The organism is Paenarthrobacter sp. JL.01a (genome assembly GCF_025452095.1).
In the GTDB taxonomy this organism is placed as follows: domain Bacteria; phylum Actinomycetota; class Actinomycetes; order Actinomycetales; family Micrococcaceae; genus Arthrobacter.
This window is the reverse complement of sequence record NZ_CP104877.1, coordinates 2117296-2141764: the sequence shown is the minus strand read 5'-3', so window position 1 is coordinate 2141764 and position 24469 is coordinate 2117296. Positions and strand designations below refer to the sequence as shown.

Sequence of the window (24469 nt, the reverse complement as noted above, 5' to 3'; positions counted from 1 at the left end):
GCCTGCCTGCCTCGGAGGAGAACACGACATTATGGCTCTGACCAACGCAGACGGCATGACCCGCCCACAGCGCAAAACCCGATCCAAGTCCGGAACCGGCGGCCGCACCGCGGCGTTGTTCCTGACACCATTTTTCGCCGTCTTCGCCCTGGCGATGGTGGCGCCGGTTATCTACTCGATCGTCCTTAGCTTCTTTGCCCAGCAGAAGTCGGGTCTGGGCTTCGGCCAGGCCAAGACCTCATTCGTAGGGGTGGAGAACTACCTCCAGGTCCTGCAGTCCGAGAACTTCATGGCAGGCATCGGGCGGCTCGCCCTGTACTGCGTCATCTACATCCCGTGCATGGTTGGCGGCGCCCTGGCATTTGCCTTCCTGCTGGACGCGACAGTTGCCAGGGCAAAGAAGCTCTTCCAACTGCTCGTTTTTCTTCCACACGCAGTTCCCGGCGTGATCGCAGCCTTGATCTGGGCATATCTCTACACCCCCGGCGTCAGCCCCATCGTCTCGGTCCTGGAGGGTGGGGGCATCTCGCTGAACTTCCTGGACAACCACATGATCCTGCCCTCCATCGTGAACATCGCGGTGTGGGAGTGGACAGGCTACAACGTCATCATTTTGTTCACTGCCCTCCAAGCTGTCTCCAGGGAGGTCTTGGAAGCCGCCCGCGTGGACGGTGCCGGGGAAATCCGGACAGCCTTCAGCATCAAGCTGCCCCTGATCCTCCCGGCCCTCAGCGTCATCATGTTGTTCACCGTTATAGGCACGTTGCAGCTGTTTACCGAGCCGTCCATCATCGGCAAGGCCACAGCCTCCGTGACCAGCACCTGGGTCCCCAACATGTGGGCCTACGATGCCGCCTTCAACCGGCACAACCTGAACCAGGCAGCTGCAGCATCCATCATCATCGCCCTTGTCGCAGCTGTGCTGTCCTGGGTCGTCACCCGCTTGAGCTCAAGGATGAACAAAGCATGAGCACCCCAACACTGACCAGGACCGGGAAGGCCGCCAGGCAGCCCGCTCCCCATCGGAAAATCAGCAACAACCACGCCCGGGGTTTCGCCGTAAGCTCTCCGTCAACGCCCTCCTTGTCCTGGGTTGTGCCTATATGGTCCTTCCGGTCCTGTGGTTGTTCTTCGCCTCTACGAAAAACGCCTCGGACCTTTACGCCACCGGCGCCTATGCCCTTGGAAACCCGGCGTTCTTTGAGAACGTCGCTGCAGTCCTCAACCAGGACGGCGGCATGTTCCTGCGCTGGATGGCCAACTCCATGTTCTACGCAGCTTTCGGCGCCATTTTCGGCGGCCTGATTTCCGTCATGGCGGGCTACGCATTCGATAAGTTCCAGTTCCGCGGCAAGGATTCATTTTTTGGTGTGGTCCTGGTGGGAGTGCTCATTCCTAATACGGCAACAGTCCTGCCGATGTACATGCTGGCCTCGGTGTTCGGAATTACCAACACCGTGTGGGCCATCCTGATCCCAGTACTGTGCAACCCGTTCGGCGTCTACCTCGCCCGGGTACATTCGGCGGCCTACGTCCCCTCGGAAACCTTGGAAGCTGCCCGCGTGGACGGTGCCGGCCCGGTCCGGTCCTTCTTCTCCCTGGGTCTGCCCATGATGCTCCCGGGATATGTCACCATTGCCCTTTTCCAATTCGTCGGAGTGTGGAACAACTTCATGCTGCCCCTGGTGATGCTGCAGGACCAGCAGCTGCTACCGGTCAGCGTGGGAATCTCCATCTGGCAGGGCTACTCCCTCCCCCAACCGGAATTCACTCCCATGGTCATCACGGGTTCGCTGCTGTCGGTGATCCCGCTCCTCGTCGCTTTCATCCTGCTGCAGCGTTTCTGGAAGTCCGGCCTGACTGCAGGGAGCGTCAAATGACATTGAATGTCGCCCTGGCCATGCCCGAAAACACTGCTCGAGGGGTCTTCCCCCCGCGAAGTCTGGACCCCTTGCAACCCAGCCTTAATATCCTGAGCCGCAAACCCATCCAGGATTTCCATTCCCCCGACGGACGTGCCCTGATCAGCAAGGCCGATATACTCCTCACTGGCTGGGGCTGCCCAATGATCGACGAGGCAGTACTGGATGCCGCTCCACGGCTGCGATACGTGCTCCACGCAGCAGGCAGTATCAAGCACCACATCGGTGAGGCATGTTGGGAGCGTGGGATCCAGGTCAGTTCCGCTGCGGATGCGAACGCCATCCCGGTCGCCGAATACACGGTCGCCATGATCATCCTGGCCAACAAGCGCGTCCTCCAGATCGCGCGGGCGCTCCATACAAGCCGCGAGGAGGTTCTCCCTGAGCAGCTCTTCCCGGACATGGGAAACTACCGCAAACGTGTCGGCATCATCGGTGCCTCAAGGATCGGCCGGCATGTGATCCGCCTGCTTGCCCCCTACGAGCTGGACATCGTCGTCGCCGACCCGTACTTGTCACCGCAGGAGGCCTCGGCACTGGGAGTTGGGCTGGTCAGCCTGGAGCAGCTCATAACCGGCAGCGACGTCGTCAGTCTCCACGCGCCGTCGTTACCCTCCACTAAGAACCTCATCGACGCCGGGCTGATTCAGAGCATGCGGCCCGGCGCCACCTTCATCAACACCGCCCGCGGCGAGCTCGTGGACCAAGACGCCCTGCTCGCCAGGGTGGAGCAGGGCGACTTGTACGCGATCCTGGACGTCACAACACCTTGGGTGCTGCCCTCGGACTCGGGGTTTTACACCCACCCAAACGTCCTGCTCACCCCGCATGTGGCAGGTTCGTTGGGAAACGAACTGGAGCGCATGGCGGCATCTGCCGTAGACGAGGCGCTGCGGCTTGCCCGCGGCAAACCCCTTCGGTTTCGCGTGCGCGCAGAGGACCTCGCCTTCACCGCCTGACCGGTTCCCGTTGTCCACTGGGGTCATAGGGCCCCTGCGGATGCGCGTTGGTTAAGGATAGTTAGCGGCTGGAGAAATGCAGTTGCGCCAAAAAAGAGAGCCCCTCTGCCACGATCGCATTCCGGAGTTCGCCGAGGTGCACGGATTCGTTCGCCCCATGGGCGCGTGTATCTGGATCTTCCGCGCCACCGCTTCCACCATAGAGGCAACGTTGTCCCACTCCGACAACGAAGAAACTACCGAACGGCTCCTGACAGCCCTGCGGGACCTCATCGATGCTGCCCGGGAGCTGCCAACGCCACCAAAGGTCCAGGTCCCGGAACCGGAGGATCTGGCGATGCTCCCCGGCGAAAAGATCAACGCGGCGGTGGTCGACTACCTGCGCAGTGGCTCCACGGCCGGAATGGTGCTTCCGGACCCAGCAGACCCATCGGTGGACACCATCCGCGTGGTGGCGCACCAGCGGGACCAATGATCCCAGCCAGCCAGCAATAGAGCCTTCCAAGCCCTCAATTGATTAGTGTGCATCGCCGCGTAGAAGCGTAGCGTTAAGCCAGCGGAGCGTTGTGGGCCGTTCAGGCTGCCGGGTACAACCGAGGGAAGCCTGTCGACCCGCGTGTTTTGAATCGGGGCGACATGGCCGATTATGTGGGACCAACAGCGGAGCAACTGCAGGATTTGCTGTTGGAAAACTCGGGATTTGCAGACTTCCTCCTGGGCCTGACCACCATCTCTGCCTCGTTGCTTGGTGCCCGGGATCCAATGTTGTGCGCCATCACCGTCGAAAGGGATACTTCTCCCGCCACTGTGGCCAGCAGTAGCGACAAGGCCCGGAGACTCGACGAAAAGCAATACGCGCTCGACGACGGACCTTGCCTTACAGCCTTGAGGAACCAACGCACTGTCCTCATAGAGGACCTGCGAATGGATCGCGGATGGCGGGACTACGCCGAACGGGTTGCCGGCGAAGGAGTCCGGTCCGTTCTGGCCGTTCCCATTGAGAGCGAGGGCGCCTCGCGTGCTGCCCTGAACTGCTACGCCTTGACACTGGGGGTCTTCGATAAGCCGACCGTTGCCGCGGTCGAAGCCCACGCCGCTTCAATTTCCAAGACCCTTCGCCTTGCCCTCAGGCTGCACGGTAGCAACGTTCCGGATCACCTCACATCGGTCCTGCAGTCCCGCGCGGTGGTGGACGCCGCGGTGTCGTTGATCATGGTGCAGAACCATTGCAGCCGGCAACAGGCCATGGATCTCCTCCACGTCGCGGCCCTCAACAACAGCCGAAGGATTCGCGATATCGCGACCGAGATCCTCCAAGGTTCGGCATCAGTCCGGCCTCCGTCTCCAAAGCAGCCCACGATACTCGACAATCATGAATCATGACGGACAGCAACAGCGATACGGAGACACTACTCCTGACGGTCGCTTCCGCCACCCAAAGTATCGTGCCCGTAGCTGGCCCGCCTGCCATTTTGGCCGCGCGCGTCCAACGTCTCGTTCAGTGCGTGGGCCAGCAAGTCACGCTCCAGCGGCGGCAAGCTGAGCGCACCGTAGTAGTACGCCTGGATTTCGACGAGGCCTGACGCACCACCAATTCCGAAGTAGGCCATCCAGACCTGTTCCAAGGTCAGGTCGGTATCCTCCAAGGCCAAGCGGAACTGGTGTCTTTGCAACTCCTCACCACTGGCAAAGGTCATAGTTTCCCCCGGTCAATCAGTTGATCCCGGCAGGTTGTCAATGACTTCACGCGCCACCTCATGCAGCCGGCGCTTCTCCTTGTTGGACCGGGCAATAAGATGAAGCACAGCCTCATGCTCGCCCAGCCCCAGCGTGGCCATGGTGATCCCTTTGGCCGTTGCAACCTGTTCGCGCTGCGCCAGGGACGATTTGAGCTGGTCACTGAGCGCCGAGACTCTCTCCTTGGCAAGCGCGTTGACCAGGAAGATCGAGGCCTGTGAAGCAAAGGCTTCCAAGAGGTGGATCAGTCGAGGTGAGGCGGTTCCTGGCGCTTCCCAATAAACCTTGATGGCTCCAAAAGCCAGATCACCGGAGAGCAGCGGCACACTGACGCAAGAACGCACTCCCAGATCCGCCGCGGCCTGCCCCCATCGCATCCACCTTGGATCAGTTCGGATGTCTTCCGAATCCACGGGCTTGCCCGAGGCCCAGGCGGTCAGGCACGGGCCTTCACCCAAGTCGTATTGCAGCGCGTCCGCGGCGGCCACAACCGACGCGGTAGAGGCCGCACTGCTGCGCCGCCCGTCGGATTCCATCAACGACACGCCTGCACCCACGGCATCCTCGACGGCAAGCACGGCCGCTTCCGTAATCAACAAAAGGGCATTCGACACCGTTTCTTCAGTGAGCAGCATGTTCGAGGCCCGCGCGAACATCACAGCCAACTCATCCGTCAGGGGCAGCTCACTCACCCGCACCACCGCATCTTCCGCGTCGCCATCCATCGCGGGGCCGATCCACATCATTCCCAGCCATCATTCTTGACCTTTCCGCGCCGCTTCACAGTCCACAGGAGCCGACGTTGATAAGTATCCTTATTATAGTGAGAACTGAAGGTTCAGGACAGCGCACCACGATAGTCCACCGCACAGATCGTTCGTACGCAACGCGCCCCGCCGGACGCCACGCTTCCGGGGCGCAGCCCTTAGTCCTGAAAGAACGTCTTTGTGGTTCCTGCGGTTCGGAAATCCCCGCGATAATGCCTTCGGCGACATCATGCAGTTTCTGGTTTCTGTTCTGGGATGCCTGCTGCAGAAAAGCGAAAGCTTCGCTCTGGGTGCAGCGGCTTTGGGCCATGATCATGCCGCAGGCAAGGTCGATGGCAGTCCTCCGGGCCATAGCCGCTTTCAGGTCCTCGGCCAAAAGGTCAGCTGTTGAAATACGCAGGGCAAGCCGCAGCGCCTGGGCGGCTATGTCCGCGAATACTTCAGCTTCGCCAATGGCGTCCTGCGTGAAGTTCCCGGCTTCCGACGCGAATAAGTTCAGGGCTGCCGATGAGTCCGTACCCAACGACAACGGAACACCCAAAGCACTCCGGAAACCCGCTGCGGAAAGATCCTTGCAATATTCGGGCCACCTCCGCTCGGTGGAAACGTCTGCGAGCAGAACGTACCTCGATGTTTCCAGGGCCTCCTGCGCAGGACCGCTTCCGATGGCCCGCTCAATACCGTCCAGCAGAAGGGCACTGTCGCTGCTGGCTGCAACGGTGACCGCACGCTTACGCCTCCACAAGGTCACGGCACACTCGACACGCACGCCGGCAGCCCGGCTCAGCGTCGTGGCGGCATACTGCGTCATGCCGTCCAGGAAATTCCTGACGTCTCCAGCAGCGATCAACTGATGGAGGAGCTTGAAGTCTTCGTTTTGTTCCCGGGTTTCCATGTCAATCTCCCGAGAGGAACTGACGGTGGGCAGGCGGGCGCATCAAACCTCCGCGGTAAAGCGAAAAGGGCGCCGGGCTTCTTCAGCGAAATTTTGACTCCACTATGCCGCATTTATGTGGCTTCTTTCAAACCCTCAGTTTCACAAGCCTTCCTTCCGTATAAACGGTTCACAGCACCCCGGATCAGGTGGTTAGGCTGGGTGGATGGCGACAGTTATCCTCGTGCGGCACGGCCGCACCACGGCCAATGCAACCGGACTACTGGCCGGGCGGGCCGCAGGCGTGAGCCTGGATTCGACCGGAAGGGAACAGGCCGCCTCGGCGGCGAACCGGTTGGCAGCGGTGCCCGTTGCAGGAGTAGTTTCCAGCCCGCTTGAGCGGTGCCGGGAAACAGCCCAATTCATTCTTCAGCGCCAAAGCGGCAGGCCGCACGCGCCAATCGACGACGATCTCACCGAGTGCGATTATGGTCAGTGGCAGGGTCGTGCCCTGAGTGAGCTGGCGACCGAGGCATTATGGTCAACAGTCCAAACGCAACCATCCGCCGTCGTCTTTCCCGGTGGTGAATCCATGGCCGGGATGCAGGCGCGGGCGGTAGCCGCCATTCGGCGCCACGATGCCGCATTCGAGGCGGAGTTCGGCCCGGGAGCCGTTTGGGTGGCAGTGAGTCACGGCGATGTCATCAAGTCGGTCCTCGCCGACGCCCTCGGCATGCACCTGGACTTGTTCCAGCGGATCAATGTAAGTCCCGCCTCCGTGTCAATCGTGCACTACGGTGCCGATCGCCCGAGCGTTTATGCCACCAATACAGACGCGGGCGACCTGTCCTGGCTGGCGAAGGGCATGGCTTCCGGCGATGCGCAGGTCGGTGGCGGGGCCGGACAGAAGACGCCGTGAACCGCATGTGCATAAAATACTGACATGCCTACGCGTGTTCACGAATTTGCCTGGCCGGACCGGGTCGTCATTGGCACCATTGGCCGCCCAGGAGCCCGCACTTTCTATTTGCAGGTGCGCGCGGGGACGCAGATCGTGAGTATTGCCCTTGAGAAGCAGCAGTCTGCGCAGCTAGCCGAGAAGATCGACGAACTCCTGGACCAGCTCAGCACCGTTAAGGACAACCCGTTCAGCGTTCCCTCGAGCAGTCCTTCCGAGCTCGATGACAATGAGCCGCTTGAGGCTCCCGTGGAGCAGTTTCGCGCTGGTGCAATGAGCCTGGGCTGGGATCCCACCACGGCGCAGGTTGTCATTGAGGCCTACCCCATCGATGCCGACGTTGACGAGCTCGACGAACCGCTCGAAAGCAACGGACCCGAGAACACGGAGATGCTGCTGGTGCGCATGCCGGTAGGCACTGCCCGCGCGTTCACCAAGCGCACCCTCGAAATCGTCGCCGCAGGCCGCCCCAGCTGCGACATCTGCGGGTACCCCATGGACGCCGAAGGTCACACCTGCACGCTTCCCGAGGTCTGATGGCCGCACCGGACCTGGTCGCCGACGAACTGACGCTTACCGGCCGCATCACGACGGCGTCGAACGCTACGTTTCTTGGCAGCATCGGCGAGGTGACAGTCGTCTACAAGCCGATAGCAGGTGAGAGCCCGCTGTGGGATTTTCCGGATGGGACGCTGGCGCACCGGGAGGTAGCCTCCTATCTGGTATCCCAGCTCCTCGGCTGGAACATCGTGCCGCGAACGTGGCTAAGGGACGGTCCACTGGGGACCGGTATGGTGCAGCTGTGGAAGGAGCAGGACCCCGGGCAAACCCCGGTGGACCTGGTCGCGACGGACCATGTGCCGGATGCGGGTTGGAAAGCCGTTCTTGAAGGCCAGGACGACAACGGGCGAATGGTCGCCCTGATCCACGAAGACTCGCCCGCCCTCCGACGGATGGCCCTGTTCGACGCCGTCGTCAACAACGCTGACCGCAAAGGCAACCACATCCTTGCCATGCCTGACGGGCACCGGCACGGGGTGGACCACGGGCTGACATTCAATAGCGAGCACAAGCTGCGCACAGTTCTTTGGGGCTGGCTGGGAGACTCCCTGACCGACGAGGAACGTGAAGGCGTCGAGCGTGTCCGCGAAGGACTGGACGGCGACCTTGGTCGCGACTTGGCCGGGTTGCTCACCGCCGAGGAAATAGCAGCGCTTCATGGGCGTTGCTTACGATTGTGCGCTGTCGGACGGTTTCCTGCGCCGCAGGGCGGCATGCCGGCCGTCCCATGGCCGCTGTTCTAGCAGGGCGGGAATTCCAACGGTTTCGACGACGGCGGTAAGGTCCCCGTCCCGCCCAGCGACTTGGGGGATGGCCGGGCGGGACAGGAACGTTGACAAGCCTAGCCGCCGATCCCGGATCGAACGGACGGGCCCGATGCCGTTGCGTGCAAAAAATTTCCTCCCGGGCATTCAATTCGTGCAACGAGCCCGAGGTCCTTCACTGCTTTGCACGAAAAGTAACGGACCGGGCCCAAGACTGCACAGATTGATACAGCTGCGCGTCCTTCCCTCCCCAAGGGAACCATAGTGTTTTGCAATGGTGATCTTCACAGCCATCACACAGTCAGTGCGCAGTGGTGCACGCCGCAAAGGTGCCGGGCCGGATGTCTTTTTCGCGGGCGCGGCAGCAGGAATTATTTCGTCAGTGCTGGTTCAGCTCGCCTTCAAAGCCACCGGCCGCAAGGGTGCCGCCGAGCTGACAGCCCCTGGGAGCGGCGCAGGCCCGGCGGATGAAAGGCTGGGCGCCAAGGTGCAGGACATTATCAGCAGCCGGGCCGTGTCAACGGCTTTTCAGCCTATCCATCAATTGGAAACCGGCGAGGTCACCGGCGTCGAAGCCCTGACCCGCTTCTCCGGCTGGCCCATCCAGGCACCTGACGCTTGGTTTGCCGACGCGGCCTCCGCGGGATGTGTACTTGAGCTCGAATTCCTGGCGTTGGAGAGTGCACTCGCGGCCGCCGCAGCACTCCCGCCCCATCTCTACGTTTCCCTGAATGTGTCTCCACAGGCATGTTGTGATCCGCGCATGGACGCCATTCTTCAGGGCTCATCGTTGCCTGCCGAACGAATCGTCCTGGAGCTGACCGAACACAGTCCAGTGACGGACTACCCATCTCTCTGCGCAGCCCTGGCGCGAGCACGCGCGCTCGGTTTACGGATCGCGGTTGACGATGCCGGCGCGGGGTTTGCATCGATGCGCCACATCCTTCACGTGCAGCCCGACGTGATCAAGCTGGATCGGGACCTCGTCTCCGGAATCGAAGGGAACCAGGCCAAAAAGGCCCTCGGAGCGGCCATGGTGACGTTCGCTGCGGGTATTGGAGCGACCTTGGTTGCCGAAGGAATCGAGACCGAGGGAGAACTGGCAGCACTAAGGGAGCTGGGAGTAACCGCAGGGCAGGGATATCTGCTCGGGCATCCCGCCGTCGAACCGGAGGTGTGGTGGACATGGCAGGAGCTGTGATGTCCACCACTGGTGAACACGCATGCCCTGCGCTGTACCTAGACTTGTAACTTCCCATCGCACGAGCGCGCAGCTGAAGTTCAGCAGAACTGCTCAGCAGAACCACGGCTGCCCGACAGCCAAAAGGCCATACCCCATGAAATGCACACCCTCGACCGGCCCCGATCATTTTTCCCGCGATGCCCACGCCCACCGGGGTGAAGGGATCAAGCGCTACACCATCCCGGCGGGGCTGGATTTGGAGGAAAAATTTGAACACTGGCGATGCTGGTATGGCAGCGCCATCGACACCCCTGCGCGATTGGAGAAGACCGAACGACAGATCCGTCCCGGCTTCAACCCGACAGCTCTCAGCCTCGAGGGCCCCGGCTTCAGCCTCGTGGACGTCGTCAACGAACCGGCCATCTGCCACTGGAGGGCCCCGGCTCCCGCCCAAAACTGGTTGGTGTACTTCCGCAGTTCATGCGCGGGATTCAGTTTCTCCGGACGATCCGAGGAAATTTCCCCTGGGACCGTCAGGTTCCTCGACCATTCAGCCGCCGGGAGTTTCCACGCACCCAAGGGTCTCAGCGCAGTCAGAATCCATTTTGACCGGCAACTGCTGGGACTGGGCAGCCAATCAATAAAACGCTTGGAGGGCCTGGCCGACATCAGGGATCACCCCTTGGTCCGCGGATTGATCCTTCCGGCTTTGACCAGCTGGCAAGACGCAAACGTGGACCGCGAAGTTGGCCGCCTTCAGCCGGTCTACCGATCCATGATGACCGGCCTTATCGGCTCACTGCTGGAAACACGCGTCGATGCCGAGGATGTAAAACCGGCACGCATAGCGGCGGTCAAGAAGTTCATGCGGAGGAACTACAGGAACCCGGATTTGGGCGTTGAGCAGGTAGTGGCCTATTCACACCTTTCCCGCCGGGCCCTGTACTACCTTTTCGAGGCCGAAGCCCTGCAGGTGAACAAGTTCATCCGCGCTTTGCGGACTATAGAAGCCTTGGAACTTCTCTCCGACGCAAATTCCTGGATGCGGTCGCTGGCCAACATTGCCGAGGCCAGCGGATTCACAAACCTGCAAGCCATGCGCCGCGCGGTCAAGGACGCCACCGGACCCTCGCTCAGCGACTTGCAGGACCAACCTGGACTCGCACAAATACACGCCGCCGGATTGCGAAAGCTCCTGGGGTCGTAGCGCTTCATTCTCCACGCTTGGGCCGAATTTAATTTGCAGTGTTGAACAACATTCCCTAGGGTACAAAACATGCTAAGCATGCTTAGCATCTCGCCCCATCGGTAGAACACTGCTGGTTTACCCATTCTGAGGAGAATTTCATGGCGGACAAGAAACGCGACATCAACATCCCCGGAGTCCCTGGCAGCGAGCCGGCCAGCTTGGAAGAACCCACCACTCCCCGCGAACCCCTGCCGCCCAAGCCGGACCAGCGCGCGCCCGAGGCTGTCTCGCCAACGGGTACTCCCACTGGGGCGCCGGCCACTGCACGTGCCCAGTCCGGCCAGTACCTGACCACAGCCCAAGGACTTCGCCTGGGCGATACCGACCATTCCTTGAAGGCCGGCCCGCGTGGCCCCATCCTGCTGCAGGACCACCACCTGCGGGAGAAGATCACGCACTTCGACCACGAGCGCATTCCTGAGCGCGTAGTCCACGCCCGCGGAGCAGGCGCCCACGGTGTGTTCCGTTCCTACGGCACCGCAGCCAACCTCACCCGCGCCGGGTTCCTCGCCAAGGATGTGGAGACTCCTGTCTTCGTCCGCTTCTCCACCGTGCTTGGCTCCCGCGGTTCAGCGGATACGGTCCGCGATACCCGTGGCTTCTCAACAAAGTTCTACACGGACGAAGGCACCTACGACCTCGTGGGAAACAACATTCCTGTCTTCTTCATCCACGACGGCATCAAGTTCCCCGATGTCGTGCACGCAGCAAAGCCGCACCCGGATCGCGAGATTCCCCAGGCACAGAGCGCCCACGACACCTTCTGGGACTTCGTCTCCCTCCACACCGAGGCCCAGGCACACACCATGTGGAACATGTCCGACCGTGGCATCCCCCGGTCTTACCGGACCATGGAAGGCTTCGGCGTCCACACCTTCCGGTTCGTGAATGCGGAGGGACGCACCACCTTGGTGAAATTCCACTGGAAGCCCAAGCAGGGTGTCCACTCCCTGATGTGGGAAGAAGCGCAAATCATCAACGGCATGGACCCCGACTTCCACCGCCGGGACCTGGCCGACGCCATTGAAGCAGGCGCCTACCCCCAGTGGGAACTCGGAGTCCAGACGTTCCCGGACACCGAGGACCAGATGTTCGAAGGCATTGACCTCCTGGACCCCACCAAATTCGTGCCCGAGGAACTGGCTCCCGTCCAGCCCATTGGCATCATGACCCTCAACGCCAATCCCACCAACTTCTTCGCCGAGACCGAGCAGGTTGCCTTCCACCCCGGCCATCTGGTTCCCGGCATCGATGTCACCAATGATCCCCTGCTGCAGGTCCGGCTTTTCTCGTACCTGGACACCCAGATTTCACGCCTTGGTGGACCCAACTTCGGCCAGATTCCCATCAACCGGCCGCAGGCGCCTGTCAACGACATGCTCCGCGACGGGATGCACCAGCAGGCGGTCCACGGCGGGGTCGCCCCTTACCGCCCGAACTCCCTGGACGGCGGCTGCCCGTTCCATGCCGGGCAGGACGTGGGAGCGTTCATCGATGTCCCGGAAGAAATCGCTGCGTCACTCAAGGAACGCCGTAACCCGGCGACCTTTGACGACCACTACAGCCAGGCGAGGCTCTTCTTCCGCAGCCTGAGCCCGATCGAGCAGGATCACGTGATCCAGGCCTACACGTTCGAGCTTGGCAAGTGCTACGAGAAGTCCATTCGCGAACGGCAGCTCGCCGCTTTGGCCAACATCGACGCCGATCTGTGCGCCGCGGTGGCCAAGGGTTTGGGCCTTCCAGCACCCTCAGCGACTCTCGAGGTGCCGGACGCCGAACCGAGCCCCGCGCTTTCGCAGATAGGTCAAACCTGGCCCGTCGCCGGCCGGATCGTAGGAATTCTCGCCGACCAGGACAGCGACCTTTCCGCTGTGGAGGCAGCCCGGAAGGCCCTGGATGCCGAGGGCATCGTGCCGCTGGTCATCGCGCCGGAAGGCGGCTTCCTGGGAGCGGAGGACGACGGCGGGATCCCCGTGCAGCGTACTTATCTCACCGCCCGTTCAACAGAGTTTGATGCGGTTATTGTCGCAACGGCTGCCGCCCCCGCAGCTGACGCAGCACCCGGGCTCGATGCCAAGGCGGGCGCTCCCGGTGGCGAGTTGGATCCTCGGGCAGTACTGCTGCTGACCGAAGCCTTCCGGCACGCTAAGGCCATTGCCACCTTGGATGGCGGTTCAGCGGCGCTGGCTGCGGCCGGCATTCCCGAAGGCACGCCGGGCATTGTGACCGGGAAGAACGGTGAATCCCTGGCACAGGACTTGGTCGGGCTGCTGGCAGCCCACCGGGTGTGGGAGCGGTTCGCGCCGGCGTCGGCCTAACAGCCTGCCTGCCCGGAGAACCCGGAAAGTGGGGTCGCCCCCATCGGCATCCAATCAAAGCCTGCCTGCCAAAGAGTTCGGTTGAAGGCAGGACATTGGCCGCCGGTGGGGTCGGCTCCACTGCCGTTTTGTGGTAGGTTGCGGTGGTGAAGCCGCTTCAGGTCGGCCTTATGGCCGACCCCGCCGCGCCCACGCAGCTTGCACACCGACTGTGTGACCTCAAGCCGCCAAGCGGCAAGGGCCATCCGGCGTGGAACATTGAGGTAGTCAGTGAGCCCTTCAGCATGGGTTCCGAGGATGTTGACACCGCCTTGGCGCGACTCCGGGACCATGCCCGCGACCACGAATGGGATGTGGTCATAGGGCTGACCGAGCTTCCCTTCCGCGACGAAGACGACGGCCGGTACCTGCTGGCTGAGACCGACCCTGGACAACGCGCGGCTGTATTGTCTCTGCCGGCCCTCGGCGGAATACACATGCACCAGCGCGGCCGACACGCAGTACGGTCACTCGTCAGCGGATTGGACGGTACTGCGCAAGACGAGCAAAGTGAGCCGCTCCCCCGCTTCACCAGCCGCTTCAGGTTGCTGGTGGGAATGGTCCTGGCGAACCGGCCTTGGCTATTGGTGCCCGGGCTCAAATCCGCTCTCGTCGCGGCACTGGCAACGGGAGCGGTCGCGACGATTAACTCGACGGTTTGGTTGTTGGCTGGCTCTTTGTCGCCCTGGCGCCTCATCGTTGCCATGCTCGCTTCAATTGCCCTGGTGGTTGCCTGGCTCGTCGTCGATGCCGGACTGTGGGATAAGGCTGAGGACAATTCTGAGGCAACCAAGGAACAATCCCGTCTCTACAACACTTCCACCCTGATTACCCTCACCATTGGGGTGGTCATCTGCTATCTGGCGCTCTACGTAGTGAATCTGGCGTGGGCCCTGTTTGTGCTCGACCCTGCCGTTATGGGGGGCTACCTCAAGGTCCCCCTTGATTACGGCGACCTGTTCATACTGACGTGGTTTGTCGCCTCAGCGGCCACCGTCGGCGGGGCCCTTGGCAGCGGACTGGAATCCGAGGAGGCAGTCCGCGCGGCCGCGTATTCCAAACGTGAAGAGGAACGGCGCAATACGCTTGCGGACGAGGGGGACGACACATGAGCGGGCGTATGGCAGCGGGCTACTCCTCGCGGTCAATCTCCAGGTAGCTGAGCCCGCTCAGATCCAACCAGTATCGGGTTGGCGTCTGCACAAGCCGCAGCAGGACGCCCTGGCAATCGCGGCAGCGCACCACGATGCCCGGAGCATCGGTGAAGACCATGGCCGCCCCGAAAGCGCGCACTGAGCCGCAGTGCCGGCAGCGTCCAAGCGCGGCAATGATGTCGATGCGGAAGATTTCAGACAGGGCGCCCGCCGCTGCGTTCCCGTCCACGTAAGGGATCGGGTCATGAGCTGCCGCGGCAATGTCCTGATCCTCGCGTTCGGGGAAAGTGAAGTCATGGGCGCCGCTCACTGAATGCCTCCCGTTCCGCCAAACCGTTCGGTCTTTATGGACTCCGACGAGTAACCGGCCATTACGAGCCAGTCCGCTACAGCCTCCACAAAAACGGTTTGTCCACACACAAAAACGTCCGGGTTCTCATCGGCCGGGAAAATCCTGGCCAAAAGTGTGTCCCGCGTGAGGCGGGCCGGCGTGCTGGGCCAGCCCTCCGGCGTCGAACGCGTATAGACGTAGTCAACCGTCAACTTGTCCGATTCGCGGTCCAAACGATCCAGTTCGTCGCCATAAAGGGACGTCTCGGGCGATTTAAGTGAGTAAAGGAGCCGGAAAGGCGATGTGCTGCCGGACGCCTGATGTGCCCGGATCATGGACATCAAGGGCACCACGCCCGAACCTCCTCCGATCAACTGAACAGGGTTGACGTTGCTGGGCCGCCAGACAAACCAGCCGCCCACGGGTCCCCGGATCTCCAGGCGGTCCCCCACCATCAGGTCCCGGACAAGGTAAGGCGACACTTCGCCGTCGGGCAGCTCGTCAACGGTGATCTCCAGCTGCCCGTCCGTGGCGGCGGAGGCCACAGAGTATGAGCGGATGGCGGCGTAGCCGTCCTCGGCAGTCAGGCGGATGTCGATGTGCTGCCCCGCAAGATGTCCCATCAGGCCGTCCACCCGAAGGCGGATTGTCCTGGCCGAGGCGTTCTCGTCCATCCCGCCGACCACTTCAGCGACCTGCCACACGGAGCTCACGGCAGCTGCCTCATGAGTACCGCTCCTCCCGCCAGGGATTGCCGTGAAGGTGATAGCCGTTCGATTCCCAAAAACCGGGAACGTCCTGCCCCGTCAGCTCAAGGCCATGAATCCATTTGGCACTCTTCCAGAAGTACAAATGCGGCACCAGGAGCCGTGCCGGTCCTCCATGGGCCCGGGCCAGCGGCTCGCCATCGAACTCCCAGGCCACCCACGCCTTTCCACCCAAGAGATCCCACAGTGGAACATTCGTGGTGTAGCCGCCGAACGAGTGTGCCGTGGCGAAGTTGCTGGTTGTCTCAACGTTTTGGAAAAGAGTATCCACCGACACCCCGCGCCACACTGTTCCCAGTTTCGACCAGCTGGTCACGCAGTGGATGTCCTGGGTAATTTCCTCCTGTGGCAAGGCCTTGAAGTCATCCCAGGACCAGGAATGCCGTTGGCCTTCTTCTGCGGCGATGAAGAACTCCCAGGAGTCCAGGGCGATCAGCGGGGCCGGCCCGGCCGTCAGGACGGGAAAGTCCTGCGTTAGGTGCTGCCCAGGAGGCAGTGCAGCGTTCTCCGACCGCCGCCCACGGAATCCGGACGAAATGATACCCATGATGCACCTCCGCGATGGAGCCCCACCCGGCTTATGACCGCTGATGCCCCCACCATAGGTCAAGCGTGGGCCCCGGTCCAGAGATCAACCATACGGTGCGGACGGAATCAGTGAAGGCCAATCATGACAATGCCGCGAACGGCGGCTGAAGGCACGGCACCATAGTCCCGGGAATCGATGGACACGCCCCGGTTGTCGCCCAGCACGAAGATCATCCCCGCCGGAACAGTCATCGGCCCGAAGTATGTCGCATCAATGCGGCTGTGATCGATGGAGGGTTCTCTTATGTGTTGCCCATCCACATAGAGCTCCGCATCGCGGATGGCTACAACCTGACCCTCAAGTGCAATAACCCGTTTGATGGCGGTGTTGCCGTCTTCGGGGTCGGCAAAGGCCACTACAGCGCCCCTGCGTACAAGCCCCGAAGGCGCGGCCAATTTGTAAAGCAGCACCACCGAACCTTCGTCGATAGCTGGTTCCATGCTGTCTGAGGACACCGTGAAGGGTTCAACCAGCCACGCCCTGGCGGCAAGGATGACTATGAGCGGGACGATTGCCGCCGAGAGGCCGCGGAGGGCACGCGTGCTCATTCCTTCACGCCATCCCACTCAGCCTTCGCCGCGGTCATGGGGTCGTTGACATCCACATCCGACTCTTTGAGACCCACCCGGAACTGGACCATCATGTCGTGATCCTCATGGGGAAGGTTATGGCAGTGCATCATGTAGAGGCCAGCGTGGGGTGTGAACTTCATGAGGAGACGGACCTTCTCGTCCTCACCCACATACACCACATCCTTGGGCCCCCTTTCGTGGGCGAACGGTGCCTGACCGTTCCGGCTGAGGATCTGGAAATCGACCAGGTGAATGTGGACCGGGTGGAACCAGCCCCCTGATTTGTTTTCGATCTCCCAGATCTCCACCGAGTTCAGCGCGGGGTCCGCGGCAACCTTCTTGTAGCCGCTCGCTATGACGTCCTGCCAACTGTCATCGTTGATAGTCCACATATTTGTGCTGTCGCTGCGCTTGACACGAAACGCCCGGGTTTTCGCCGCCTGGCTGGCCTTCAACGACATCGCCTCACTGCCTGTCAACGTGGTGGGGATACGGTTCCAGGTGGGGTCGGTCACGTCCACGGCATCGTCGATGACATCGAAGGCCATGATCTTGTTGGTGTAGTCGTAGTCCACGTTGTTCTTGTTGGAAAGGTTTCTTAGTTCAATCCGCTGGCCCGTCTTGTACTTGCGAAAATCGATCAGGACTTCATAACGCTCCGCGCCGCCATGCCGATAGCTTGCCACGCTCTGGGACGTCGGCATCAGGCCGCCGTCGGTTCCCACCACTATCAAGGGATCTCCGGTACTCAAGGTGGGCCGCAGGGAACGGGAGATGGAGGCGTTCAGGATTCTGAAGCGGTAGACACGTTTCTGCACTTTCATGACCGGCCACGGCTTGCCATTGACCAGTATCACGTCACCCCACAGTCCGGAGTGCGAGTTGTCGTCGTAGCCGAGTGAGCCGTCGGAGGCGAACATGACGTCGTTGATGGTCAGGGCCACGTCGTAGCGATTCTGCGGCAGCAACTGGCGTTCGATGGGGTCGTGCATGTGGTACTGCGCTGCGAGGCCGGAGTATGCGTTGAGGGCCGTGAAGTGGACACCGTGGTCGTGATACCAGAGCGTGCGTGCGGGCTGAAAATTGGGGTAGTGGTAATCCTTGTAAAAGCCGGGGTGCGTGATGTCGGACGCGTAGCCGTCATATTGCGGCAACGAGGCCGAGCCGTGCAGATGGGTGGACGTGGACAACGCGTGTCCGTCCAACGCGTGCTGGGCAGGGAGCTGGTTACGAACCCGCAGCACGGCTTTGGTGCCTTGGTCCAGGCTGATGGTAGGGCCGGGAAACACGCCGTTGTACCCCAGGATGGGGGTTGTCAATCGAGGAAGGATGCGGGCTGTTTCGGCCTTTTCGGTCACCCTGTAGTAATTGACCGGCAACCCGTCAGCGGGATCGGTGCCTGTTGCATAGGGCGCGAGCAACGGCGCCTGGACAAAGTCTGCCTGGAAGGGTCGTGGCATCTCGTTATCACTGATGCGGCTGGCGGATTTGGCCTCCACCGAACCGGTCGGGAACATCGCGGCTCCTGCCCCGAGGACTCCCAGTCCTCCGACCAACAGAACCTGGCGGCGTGAAATGGACATCAGGTACCTCCTTTGCTCAATACCCAGACTCTGCCGTGTCCAGCTTGGGGATTCCCTGCCCGCAGTGCTCTGATCTTGGGAAAATCTTGGATGCCTCCCGCGGACCCAGTTGATTATTTGGGCCGGTGATGCCCTCCCCCAAGGGAAAGTCCCGCGCCGCCAGGCACCTCGAGGATCAGGTCCACTGCACGGTCCGGAAGCTCGAAGACCAGCGTGGCGTCGATGCTCTCGCCTTGCTTGACGAGAGCAGGCCCGGGCGCTGCCCAGACAGGTTGCCAGGTGCCGCTGCCCAGGGCCGAGACGGAGTACAGGGATGGGTCAAAGGTGATGCCATCTTTCTCCATGGCGGTGAACTCCACGAGGATGCGGACGCGATGCATTTCCTGGGCCGGCGGGCCGGCGAGCGCCGCCGTGTCTGTTGGGGGCCTCCAGTCGTCGACTTCAAGGGGAATGACGCCATTGATGCGTCCCAGCCCGCCCTCGAGGCTTCCGGAGGCACCCAGCATTGCCGGGGGTTTCCTGGGTGCCGCCGTCACGATGACCGTTAACAGCACCCCTACGAGCATCAGCAGTACGAGCGGAACAAGGACCCTGATGCGCCTGGTGGTTGCAATCCATGCCATGGCGCCCAGTGTCGCCGCCATTTCTAGGGAAACCCTTGGGGTCCTGGCGGACTGACCATTCTGCCGGCACCGACTTGGAATGGCTTTCCTGACAACTCCCAGCAGGACAGCCTTTCCGCAAGGTCGCCTTCCTAGTGTCAGGTCACGCGTGGACAACGCGCTCAAATACCCAGGACCAGTGAGGTTGTCATGAATTCAAAACTGCACGAGCCGGGAGGGCCGCGGTTACGCGTCGGGTACGGGAGGGCCGGTACCATCGCCGGCGTCTCCGCAGTCCTTTGCGCCACGTCCCTGATGGCTATTCCCTCCGCCAGCGCGGCGGTACCCACTTTCCCGGACAACCTGGTGGTTTTTCCCGACCGGGACTTCATCACCATCGAGGGCTACCAGGACCGTGTGGGGCAGACCGCTCTGGTGGAAGTGACCCGGAAAGGAGCAGGGGTTATCGGGTCCGCCCAGGGCGTTGTCACCGCAGGGGACGTGGCCTTCGAAATCAACCACCCCGGTGGGTACTGCTGGGGCGCCGGCACCGGCCTGAATGTCACCCCGGACATACAACCCGGCGACGTCGTCTCCATTAAGTTCAATGGCGCCGATGCGGGGGCTACCACCGTCCAGGACGCCTACGTCACCGAACATTCGTCTCTGTCCGGCACCACGCTGACTGTCAGGGGCCACGCCGGCGCCGGCGTCAACCCCGCCCAAATGGAGCAACGGATCGTCGAACCTGCACTCAAGGACACCAGTGTTGGCCGCCGCGATATCCGAGCGGTTCCCGGTCCGCTCACCGCAGCAGACGGCTACAGCTCAAGCCTTGTCTTCGGCAATGACGGAACATTCACGGCCACCTACGAATTCAATGACGCGGCCACCGCCGGAATCGCCGCCGCGGCATCCGGGGAGCGCGCTATGGCGTGGGAAGTCGAAGATGCTGACGCCAACCGGCAAGGCCTCACCATCGCCGAATTCGGGGAGTTGGGCGGCCCGGGAATGGGCGGCTGTCCCAACGGCCCGCTGCAGTCAGGTCCAGTAGGACCCACCGACGTCAAAGTAGCCAAGGTCAACGGCGACGTGAAGGTCAACTGGATCCCGGCTCAAGCAATACCCGGAACTCCCGCCATCACCGGGTACCGTGTCACCGCCGTCGGCCGCACCGTAACCGGCCATGAACAAAGCGAGGCGGGGGTAAGGATCAGCGATCCCAAGGCCTCCAGCACCACCATCAAGAACCTCCCTTCAGGGGATGATTACGATGTCTACGTAGTGTCGGTAAGCGCAGCCGGTGAAACATTCCCCGCTGTTCCGTTCATCGCTGAAACAGATACGACGCAGCCGACTGTGACGGCATCGCCTGGTGGGGGCACGTTCTCGACGGCCCAGAAATTAACGCTGACCGCGAACGAACAGGGCTGCGACATCTTCTACACGGTGGATGGGAGCGACCCCATCGGCAGCGGCGGCGTAGCCGCTGAGGGAGCCACCCTTTACAAAGACCCGGTTCCTGTAACTGACTCCGGCAAATTCACCTTTGCTGCCATAGATCCTTCGGGTAACGTCTCGGACAAGGGCAGCGTCGAATTCATCATCACCAACGACCCCGTTCCGGATGCTCCGGCCTTCACCGGAGCGCCCGTGGCGGGCAAGGGCAACGCCACGGTGTCATGGTCGCCACCCAACCCTGGCGCCGAAGGGCTGACCATTTCGGGCTACACTGTCCAGGCCTTCACCGAGGAGGGTGTTGCCTTTGGGACCGGGCAGAAGGTGGCAGGGGACGTGACCAGCCTCGTTTACGAGGGACTCGCCGGAGACACCCAATACAGCTTCACGGTAAGGGCGACCAACATCAACGGAGACGGCCCCGAATCCCCCATGAGCGATCCGGTCACTGTCCAGGGTGAAACAGTGGCCAACGCCGGACCCGACCAAAACGTCAACCGAGGCACGACGGCGACCACCGTGACGCTTGACGGTACAGGCTCAACCACCGCGGGTGCCACCTACCAGTGGCGGCAGGTCCTGGCCAGCCCTACGGACCCGGATGCGGTCACATTGGCTGGCAGCACCACGCTGCAGCCCACGTTCAGCCTTCCTGTCTACAAGTACCCCATGACCAACAAACCACTCACGTTCGAACTGACAGTCACCGCTGGCGGTGGCGCGAAGACCGACGTCGTCACTGTAACTCCTGTTGCGGACCGGGTTACCGCAGGCCAAGCGCAGTGGAAGAGCCGCGACTTCCGGGTCACTGGTACCAGCAGCGCCGTGGGTGGGACAATCAGCATCCGCGTTGGCGGGCCCGGGGGCACTGTTATAGGCACGGCGCCAGTTACCGCGGCAGTGGCGCCTGAGACCGGGGGCGTCTTCACTCTTCGGCTGCGGGACGGGAACGCACCGGCGACCAATCCCGGCACCATCTGGGTCGAATCCACGCTCGGCGGTACGGCTGGTCCCATCACCGTTGTGAACAAGTAGCCGCGCCACACCCGCCAAGGGCCCGGCATCCTTCGTTGGGAAAGGAGGATGCCGGGCCCCTGCTCATGCGCGGTGCGGAATCCCGGGACGGAAGCCGAGGATGGCGGCCAGTACGGAGGGTCGGGTAGTGGCCGGAAGTGAATCCGAGTACTTGGCCCCCCGATCCACGTATCCGCGCGATTCAAAGCAAGTATCCACCACTGTTGTTCGGGCCTCCGCCGGTGGATTGAATGGAATGGACGCGTTGCAACTACCCGATGGAATACCTCGTGAGCACTCTCAACCTGGCCAACCTGCTGGTCCCCTCGGCGCCAGAAACGACGACGCCTGCAGGCCGCGGTCCCAAGCTTCAAATAAGGATGTTCGGTCCACTGGCGGTCCATCGCGGCGATACTGAACTGAGCGCCAACGACCTCGGCGGACCGAAACCCCGGCAGGTCCTGGAAATTCTTCTGCTTAATTTCGGAATTGCAGTCTCGAAAGCCCGGCTAATGGATCTGCTGTGGGAGGGCAACCAGCCAGCTGTCGCTCTGCCTACGCTCGAAAGCTACGTCAGTGTCTTGCGCCGTCACCTACAGCCCGGTACTGGAAGGTCGGGACCCATACGCACTGTCACGGGCGGGCACGCCATCGACACAACCATGGTGGACCTGGACTTGGACCGCTTTGGAACCCTGACCAAGCAGGCCGGCAAAGCTCCACCAGTACGGGCCCTGGCCCTGCTCACGGAAGCTCTCGAGATCGCGTCGGCACCTTTACTCGGCGACGAACTCCTGCCTGCTTGGGCGGAGGAGGAACGGGCACTGCACGCTACGCGCGTCGCAGCCGCCAAAGTGAAGGCTTCCGAGCTTGCCCTCGCTCAAGGGGAACTGGGCCAGGCAATAGCTATGAGCGAGTCGGTCACGAGGCTGGATCCACTTAATGAACGGGCCTGGACCACCCTGATCCTCGGACTCGAGCGCAATGGCGATGTGGTCGCGGCCCTGACGGCCTTTGACCGCTGCCGCAAAGTCATGGCCAACGAACTAGGCTGCACGCCGAACAAGGCACTGGCAGAGGCTCAAGCCAGGCTACTGGCACGCACGGCTGCCGGGCACGACCCATCAGGGCCGAATCCGCTTGGCTCCAAGGCCATCAACCAGCCATCGGCCCTGCCCGACACCGAACGCCTGCGGATACTTATCGTCGATGACCACACAACCTTCTCCGACCTTCTGGCCGGCGCGCTGGACAGAGAACCTGATATGCGGAGCGTAGGGGCCGCGAGATCAGCCGCCGCGGCCGTAACGATGTATCAAAAGACGCGGCCTGACGTGGTGCTCATGGATCTCTACCTCACTGACGGTTCAGGGCTGACCGCAGCCGAACGCATCCTCGCCCTCGAGCCTGGAACAAGGATCGTCATGCTGACGGGCAATCCGTCCCAGGAAGCACTACGCCAAGCGGCGGGCATGGGAATCTGTGCCTTTATGCCAAAGGACGGATCCCTTGGAGTAATGCTGGATACCCTGAGGCACGCGCGGGCCGGCAACATGATTGTTCATCCGTCATTGGTAGCCGGATTGGGCAGCAACCCGGCGTCACCCGGGCGCCCGGCACACTGACCGGGATGCCGCAGCGTGGACCGGGCACCAAACAGACAAGAGCCCGGCACCGTTGCGCGCAGGGAAGCCCAGACAGCAGTGGCGCGATTCCTTACCGCGGGGTTCGTGGCGCTCGTACTGCTCGCAACGCCCGTTATCTTCTGGATTCGCGCCGAAGCAGAACAGCACGCGCTCGCCAACGCCCGCGACATGACGCAGCGACTGGCCGACAACGTCGTCGGCCCCCTCCTCACGACCGAACTCCTGGCCCAGGAGCGCCCCGCCCTGGACTTGCTCCATGAGCGTTTGGTCCCATGGCTGAGCACGGGAACGCTCACCAGAATCAAAGTGTGGGACGAACAGGGCAAAGTGGTCTACTCGGATATGGATTCACTGATAGGACAGCGGTTCGAGCAGGAAGAATGGGCCCGCAAGCTCCTGGAGGGCGGCCCGGCAACTGCAACTTTGGAAGCCCAAACCGAACAGGAAAATCTCTACGAATCAGGTGCAGGCGAACTGGTGGAAGTTTACGTCCGGTCCCGTTCCGTCAGCGGCGCGCCTATGATCTTCGAAACCTATTCCTCCGGTGAGAACGTCCGCCGCGAGCAGCACGCGGTACTGATGAGCATGATCCCTCCGATGCTCCTGTCCCTGGCGGCACTTCAGCTCGCTCAACTGTTTCCGGCCGTCCGGCTGGCCCGGAGAATACAAAGACACCAAGCAGCCAAGCACGCCCTCCTGCAATACGCCATCGAAGCTTCCGACCAGGAGCGTCGGCAGGTAGCAAGTGAACTTCACGACGACGTCATCCAAGATCTCTCGGGGTTGGCCTACGCGCTGGAATCCGAAGAGCGCCGGGGACCGGCCGATTTGCGGCCCGTCTTCAGCAACGCTCGGTTGATGCTGCAAAACACCGTACGGACACTGCGGGCAATGACCAACGAACTCTACCCTCCGGACCTGGAGCGTTTGGGCCTCAAGGCGTCGCTCACGCAACTCGCGGCTCCACTGGTGGCCAGGGGCATTACCCTCACGATGGAACTCCCCGAGCAACTGATCGCAGACCGGGACCGTGCGGCCCTCATGTACCGGGTGGTCCGGGAGGCACTGGTAAACGCAACCAAACACTCTTCGGCGACGTTCGTCCATGTCCGGATCAGGCAATCCGACTATTTCACGAAGATCACTGTCAGTGACAACGGTCACGGCTTTGAACCGAACCTGGAGAGCCAGGAAGGCCACTATGGCCTAAGAATTCTCGGCGATACCATCCAGCACGCTGGCGGCGCCCTCGACGTCAGGTCCTCGCCAGGTGCCGGAACGATCATCCGCGTGACTCTGGCCGGACCACAGAAGCCTGGTACCAGCAATGGTCGAGCCTCCCGGTGGAACCGCAGGAACCTGGCCGTAGACGGAGGACCCGGGAGGTGACTCTGCCTGGGGCTTGGCTCCGCTGCCTGGTCG

24 protein-coding genes are annotated in these 24469 nt (G+C 62.1%); 15 read left to right on the top strand and 9 right to left on the bottom strand.

Annotated features, from left to right (window positions below; genetic code table 11):
- Nucleotides 1–31 precede the first annotated feature (31 nt).
- The 5 genes from N5P29_RS10125 to N5P29_RS10105 all read left to right on the top strand — a co-directional run bounded on the left by N5P29_RS10125 (nucleotide 32) and on the right by N5P29_RS10105 (nucleotide 4264).
- Entirely contained in the window at nucleotides 32–970 is a 939-nt protein-coding gene (locus tag N5P29_RS10125; RefSeq protein WP_262278434.1) for a carbohydrate ABC transporter permease, read from the top strand.
- A gap of 133 nt (nucleotides 971–1103) precedes the next feature.
- A complete protein-coding gene (locus N5P29_RS10120; RefSeq protein WP_262278433.1) occupies nucleotides 1104–1880 on the top strand; it encodes a carbohydrate ABC transporter permease in 777 nt (258 codons plus the stop codon).
- Nucleotides 1877–2881 (top strand): hydroxyacid dehydrogenase, encoded by a 1005-nt coding sequence (locus N5P29_RS10115; protein ID WP_262278432.1) that lies wholly within the window; start codon nucleotides 1877–1879, stop codon nucleotides 2879–2881. Before N5P29_RS10120 ends, N5P29_RS10115 begins: the two co-directional genes overlap by 4 nt.
- A 76-nt stretch (nucleotides 2882–2957) precedes the next feature.
- A complete protein-coding gene (locus N5P29_RS10110) occupies nucleotides 2958–3356 on the top strand; it encodes a hypothetical protein (protein WP_262278636.1) in 399 nt (132 codons plus the stop codon).
- Nucleotides 3357–3517: 161 nt separating this feature from the next.
- Nucleotides 3518–4264, top strand: coding sequence for a GAF and ANTAR domain-containing protein (locus tag N5P29_RS10105; RefSeq protein WP_262278431.1), 747 nt, complete (start codon nucleotides 3518–3520; stop codon nucleotides 4262–4264).
- Between the two features lie 26 nt (nucleotides 4265–4290).
- Here N5P29_RS10105 and N5P29_RS10100 read toward each other — a convergent pair whose 3' ends face one another.
- The 3 genes from N5P29_RS10100 to N5P29_RS10090 are packed head-to-tail and all read right to left on the bottom strand — an operon-like array spanning nucleotide 4291 to nucleotide 6280.
- A complete protein-coding gene (locus N5P29_RS10100; protein WP_262278430.1) occupies nucleotides 4291–4578 on the bottom strand; it encodes a hypothetical protein in 288 nt (95 codons plus the stop codon).
- 12 nt (nucleotides 4579–4590) lie between these two features.
- A complete protein-coding gene (locus tag N5P29_RS10095; protein ID WP_262278429.1) occupies nucleotides 4591–5364 on the bottom strand; it encodes a GAF and ANTAR domain-containing protein in 774 nt (257 codons plus the stop codon).
- 34 nt (nucleotides 5365–5398) lie between these two features.
- Nucleotides 5399–6280 carry a GAF and ANTAR domain-containing protein gene (locus tag N5P29_RS10090; protein ID WP_262278428.1) on the bottom strand — a complete coding sequence of 294 codons (882 nt, stop codon included), beginning with the start codon at nucleotides 6278–6280 and terminating at the stop codon, nucleotides 5399–5401.
- Between the two features lie 205 nt (nucleotides 6281–6485).
- Here N5P29_RS10090 and N5P29_RS10085 point away from each other — a divergent pair, with 205 nt between their 5' ends.
- The 7 genes from N5P29_RS10085 to N5P29_RS10055 all read left to right on the top strand — a co-directional run bounded on the left by N5P29_RS10085 (nucleotide 6486) and on the right by N5P29_RS10055 (nucleotide 14443).
- Nucleotides 6486–7178: a histidine phosphatase family protein gene (locus N5P29_RS10085; protein ID WP_262278427.1), complete on the top strand. Its 693-nt coding sequence runs from the start codon at nucleotides 6486–6488 to the stop codon at nucleotides 7176–7178.
- Nucleotides 7179–7202: 24 nt separating this feature from the next.
- Complete coding sequence (locus N5P29_RS10080; protein WP_262278426.1) at nucleotides 7203–7754, top strand: Rv2134c family protein; 552 nt, start codon at nucleotides 7203–7205, stop codon at nucleotides 7752–7754.
- Complete coding sequence (locus tag N5P29_RS10075; RefSeq protein WP_262278425.1) at nucleotides 7754–8521, top strand: Rv2133c family protein; 768 nt, start codon at nucleotides 7754–7756, stop codon at nucleotides 8519–8521. Before N5P29_RS10080 ends, N5P29_RS10075 begins: the two co-directional genes overlap by 1 nt.
- Nucleotides 8522–8816: 295 nt before the next feature.
- A complete protein-coding gene (locus tag N5P29_RS10070) occupies nucleotides 8817–9743 on the top strand; it encodes an EAL domain-containing protein (protein ID WP_262278424.1) in 927 nt (308 codons plus the stop codon).
- Nucleotides 9744–9879: 136 nt separating this feature from the next.
- Nucleotides 9880–10932, top strand: a complete 1053-nt coding sequence (locus tag N5P29_RS10065) for a helix-turn-helix domain-containing protein (protein WP_262278423.1) — start codon at nucleotides 9880–9882, stop codon at nucleotides 10930–10932.
- Nucleotides 10933–11072: 140 nt separating this feature from the next.
- Complete coding sequence (locus N5P29_RS10060; protein ID WP_262278422.1) at nucleotides 11073–13292, top strand: catalase; 2220 nt, start codon at nucleotides 11073–11075, stop codon at nucleotides 13290–13292.
- Between the two features lie 146 nt (nucleotides 13293–13438).
- On the top strand, nucleotides 13439–14443 hold the full coding sequence (locus N5P29_RS10055; RefSeq protein ID WP_262278421.1) for a hypothetical protein: 1005 nt from the start codon (nucleotides 13439–13441) through the stop codon (nucleotides 14441–14443).
- A 19-nt stretch (nucleotides 14444–14462) separates the two neighbouring features.
- Here the strand turns inward: N5P29_RS10055 and N5P29_RS10050 are convergent, their stop codons facing one another.
- From N5P29_RS10050 to N5P29_RS10025, 6 genes are all read right to left on the bottom strand, one after another.
- Nucleotides 14463–14795: a DUF6510 family protein gene (locus N5P29_RS10050; RefSeq protein WP_262278420.1), complete on the bottom strand. Its 333-nt coding sequence runs from the start codon at nucleotides 14793–14795 to the stop codon at nucleotides 14463–14465.
- The gene (locus tag N5P29_RS10045) at nucleotides 14792–15529 is read right to left on the bottom strand and encodes a ferredoxin reductase (RefSeq protein ID WP_262278419.1); all 738 of its coding nucleotides are present in this window, start codon (nucleotides 15527–15529) and stop codon (nucleotides 14792–14794) included. Before N5P29_RS10045 ends, N5P29_RS10050 begins: the two co-directional genes overlap by 4 nt.
- A gap of 10 nt (nucleotides 15530–15539) precedes the next feature.
- Nucleotides 15540–16130 carry a sulfite oxidase-like oxidoreductase gene (locus tag N5P29_RS10040; protein ID WP_262278418.1) on the bottom strand — a complete coding sequence of 197 codons (591 nt, stop codon included), beginning with the start codon at nucleotides 16128–16130 and terminating at the stop codon, nucleotides 15540–15542.
- Nucleotides 16131–16237: 107 nt separating this feature from the next.
- Nucleotides 16238–16720, bottom strand: coding sequence for a signal peptidase I (gene lepB, locus N5P29_RS10035; RefSeq protein ID WP_262278417.1), 483 nt, complete (start codon nucleotides 16718–16720; stop codon nucleotides 16238–16240).
- Entirely contained in the window at nucleotides 16717–18327 is a 1611-nt protein-coding gene (locus N5P29_RS10030) for a multicopper oxidase family protein (RefSeq protein ID WP_262278416.1), read from the bottom strand. The genes lepB and N5P29_RS10030 overlap by 4 nt, the downstream gene beginning before the upstream one ends.
- Before the next feature lie 113 nt (nucleotides 18328–18440).
- A complete protein-coding gene (locus N5P29_RS10025) occupies nucleotides 18441–18950 on the bottom strand; it encodes a hypothetical protein (protein ID WP_262278415.1) in 510 nt (169 codons plus the stop codon).
- A 189-nt stretch (nucleotides 18951–19139) separates the two neighbouring features.
- On the opposite strand from N5P29_RS10025, the gene N5P29_RS10020 reads away from it, so the two are divergent.
- From N5P29_RS10020 to N5P29_RS10010, 3 genes are all read left to right on the top strand, one after another.
- A complete protein-coding gene (locus N5P29_RS10020) occupies nucleotides 19140–21422 on the top strand; it encodes a fibronectin type III domain-containing protein (protein ID WP_262278414.1) in 2283 nt (760 codons plus the stop codon).
- Between the two features lie 269 nt (nucleotides 21423–21691).
- Nucleotides 21692–23026, top strand: a complete 1335-nt coding sequence (locus tag N5P29_RS10015; RefSeq protein WP_262278413.1) for a response regulator — start codon at nucleotides 21692–21694, stop codon at nucleotides 23024–23026.
- A gap of 78 nt (nucleotides 23027–23104) precedes the next feature.
- Nucleotides 23105–24436, top strand: coding sequence for a sensor histidine kinase (locus N5P29_RS10010; RefSeq protein WP_262278412.1), 1332 nt, complete (start codon nucleotides 23105–23107; stop codon nucleotides 24434–24436).
- Nucleotides 24437–24469 lie beyond the last annotated feature (33 nt).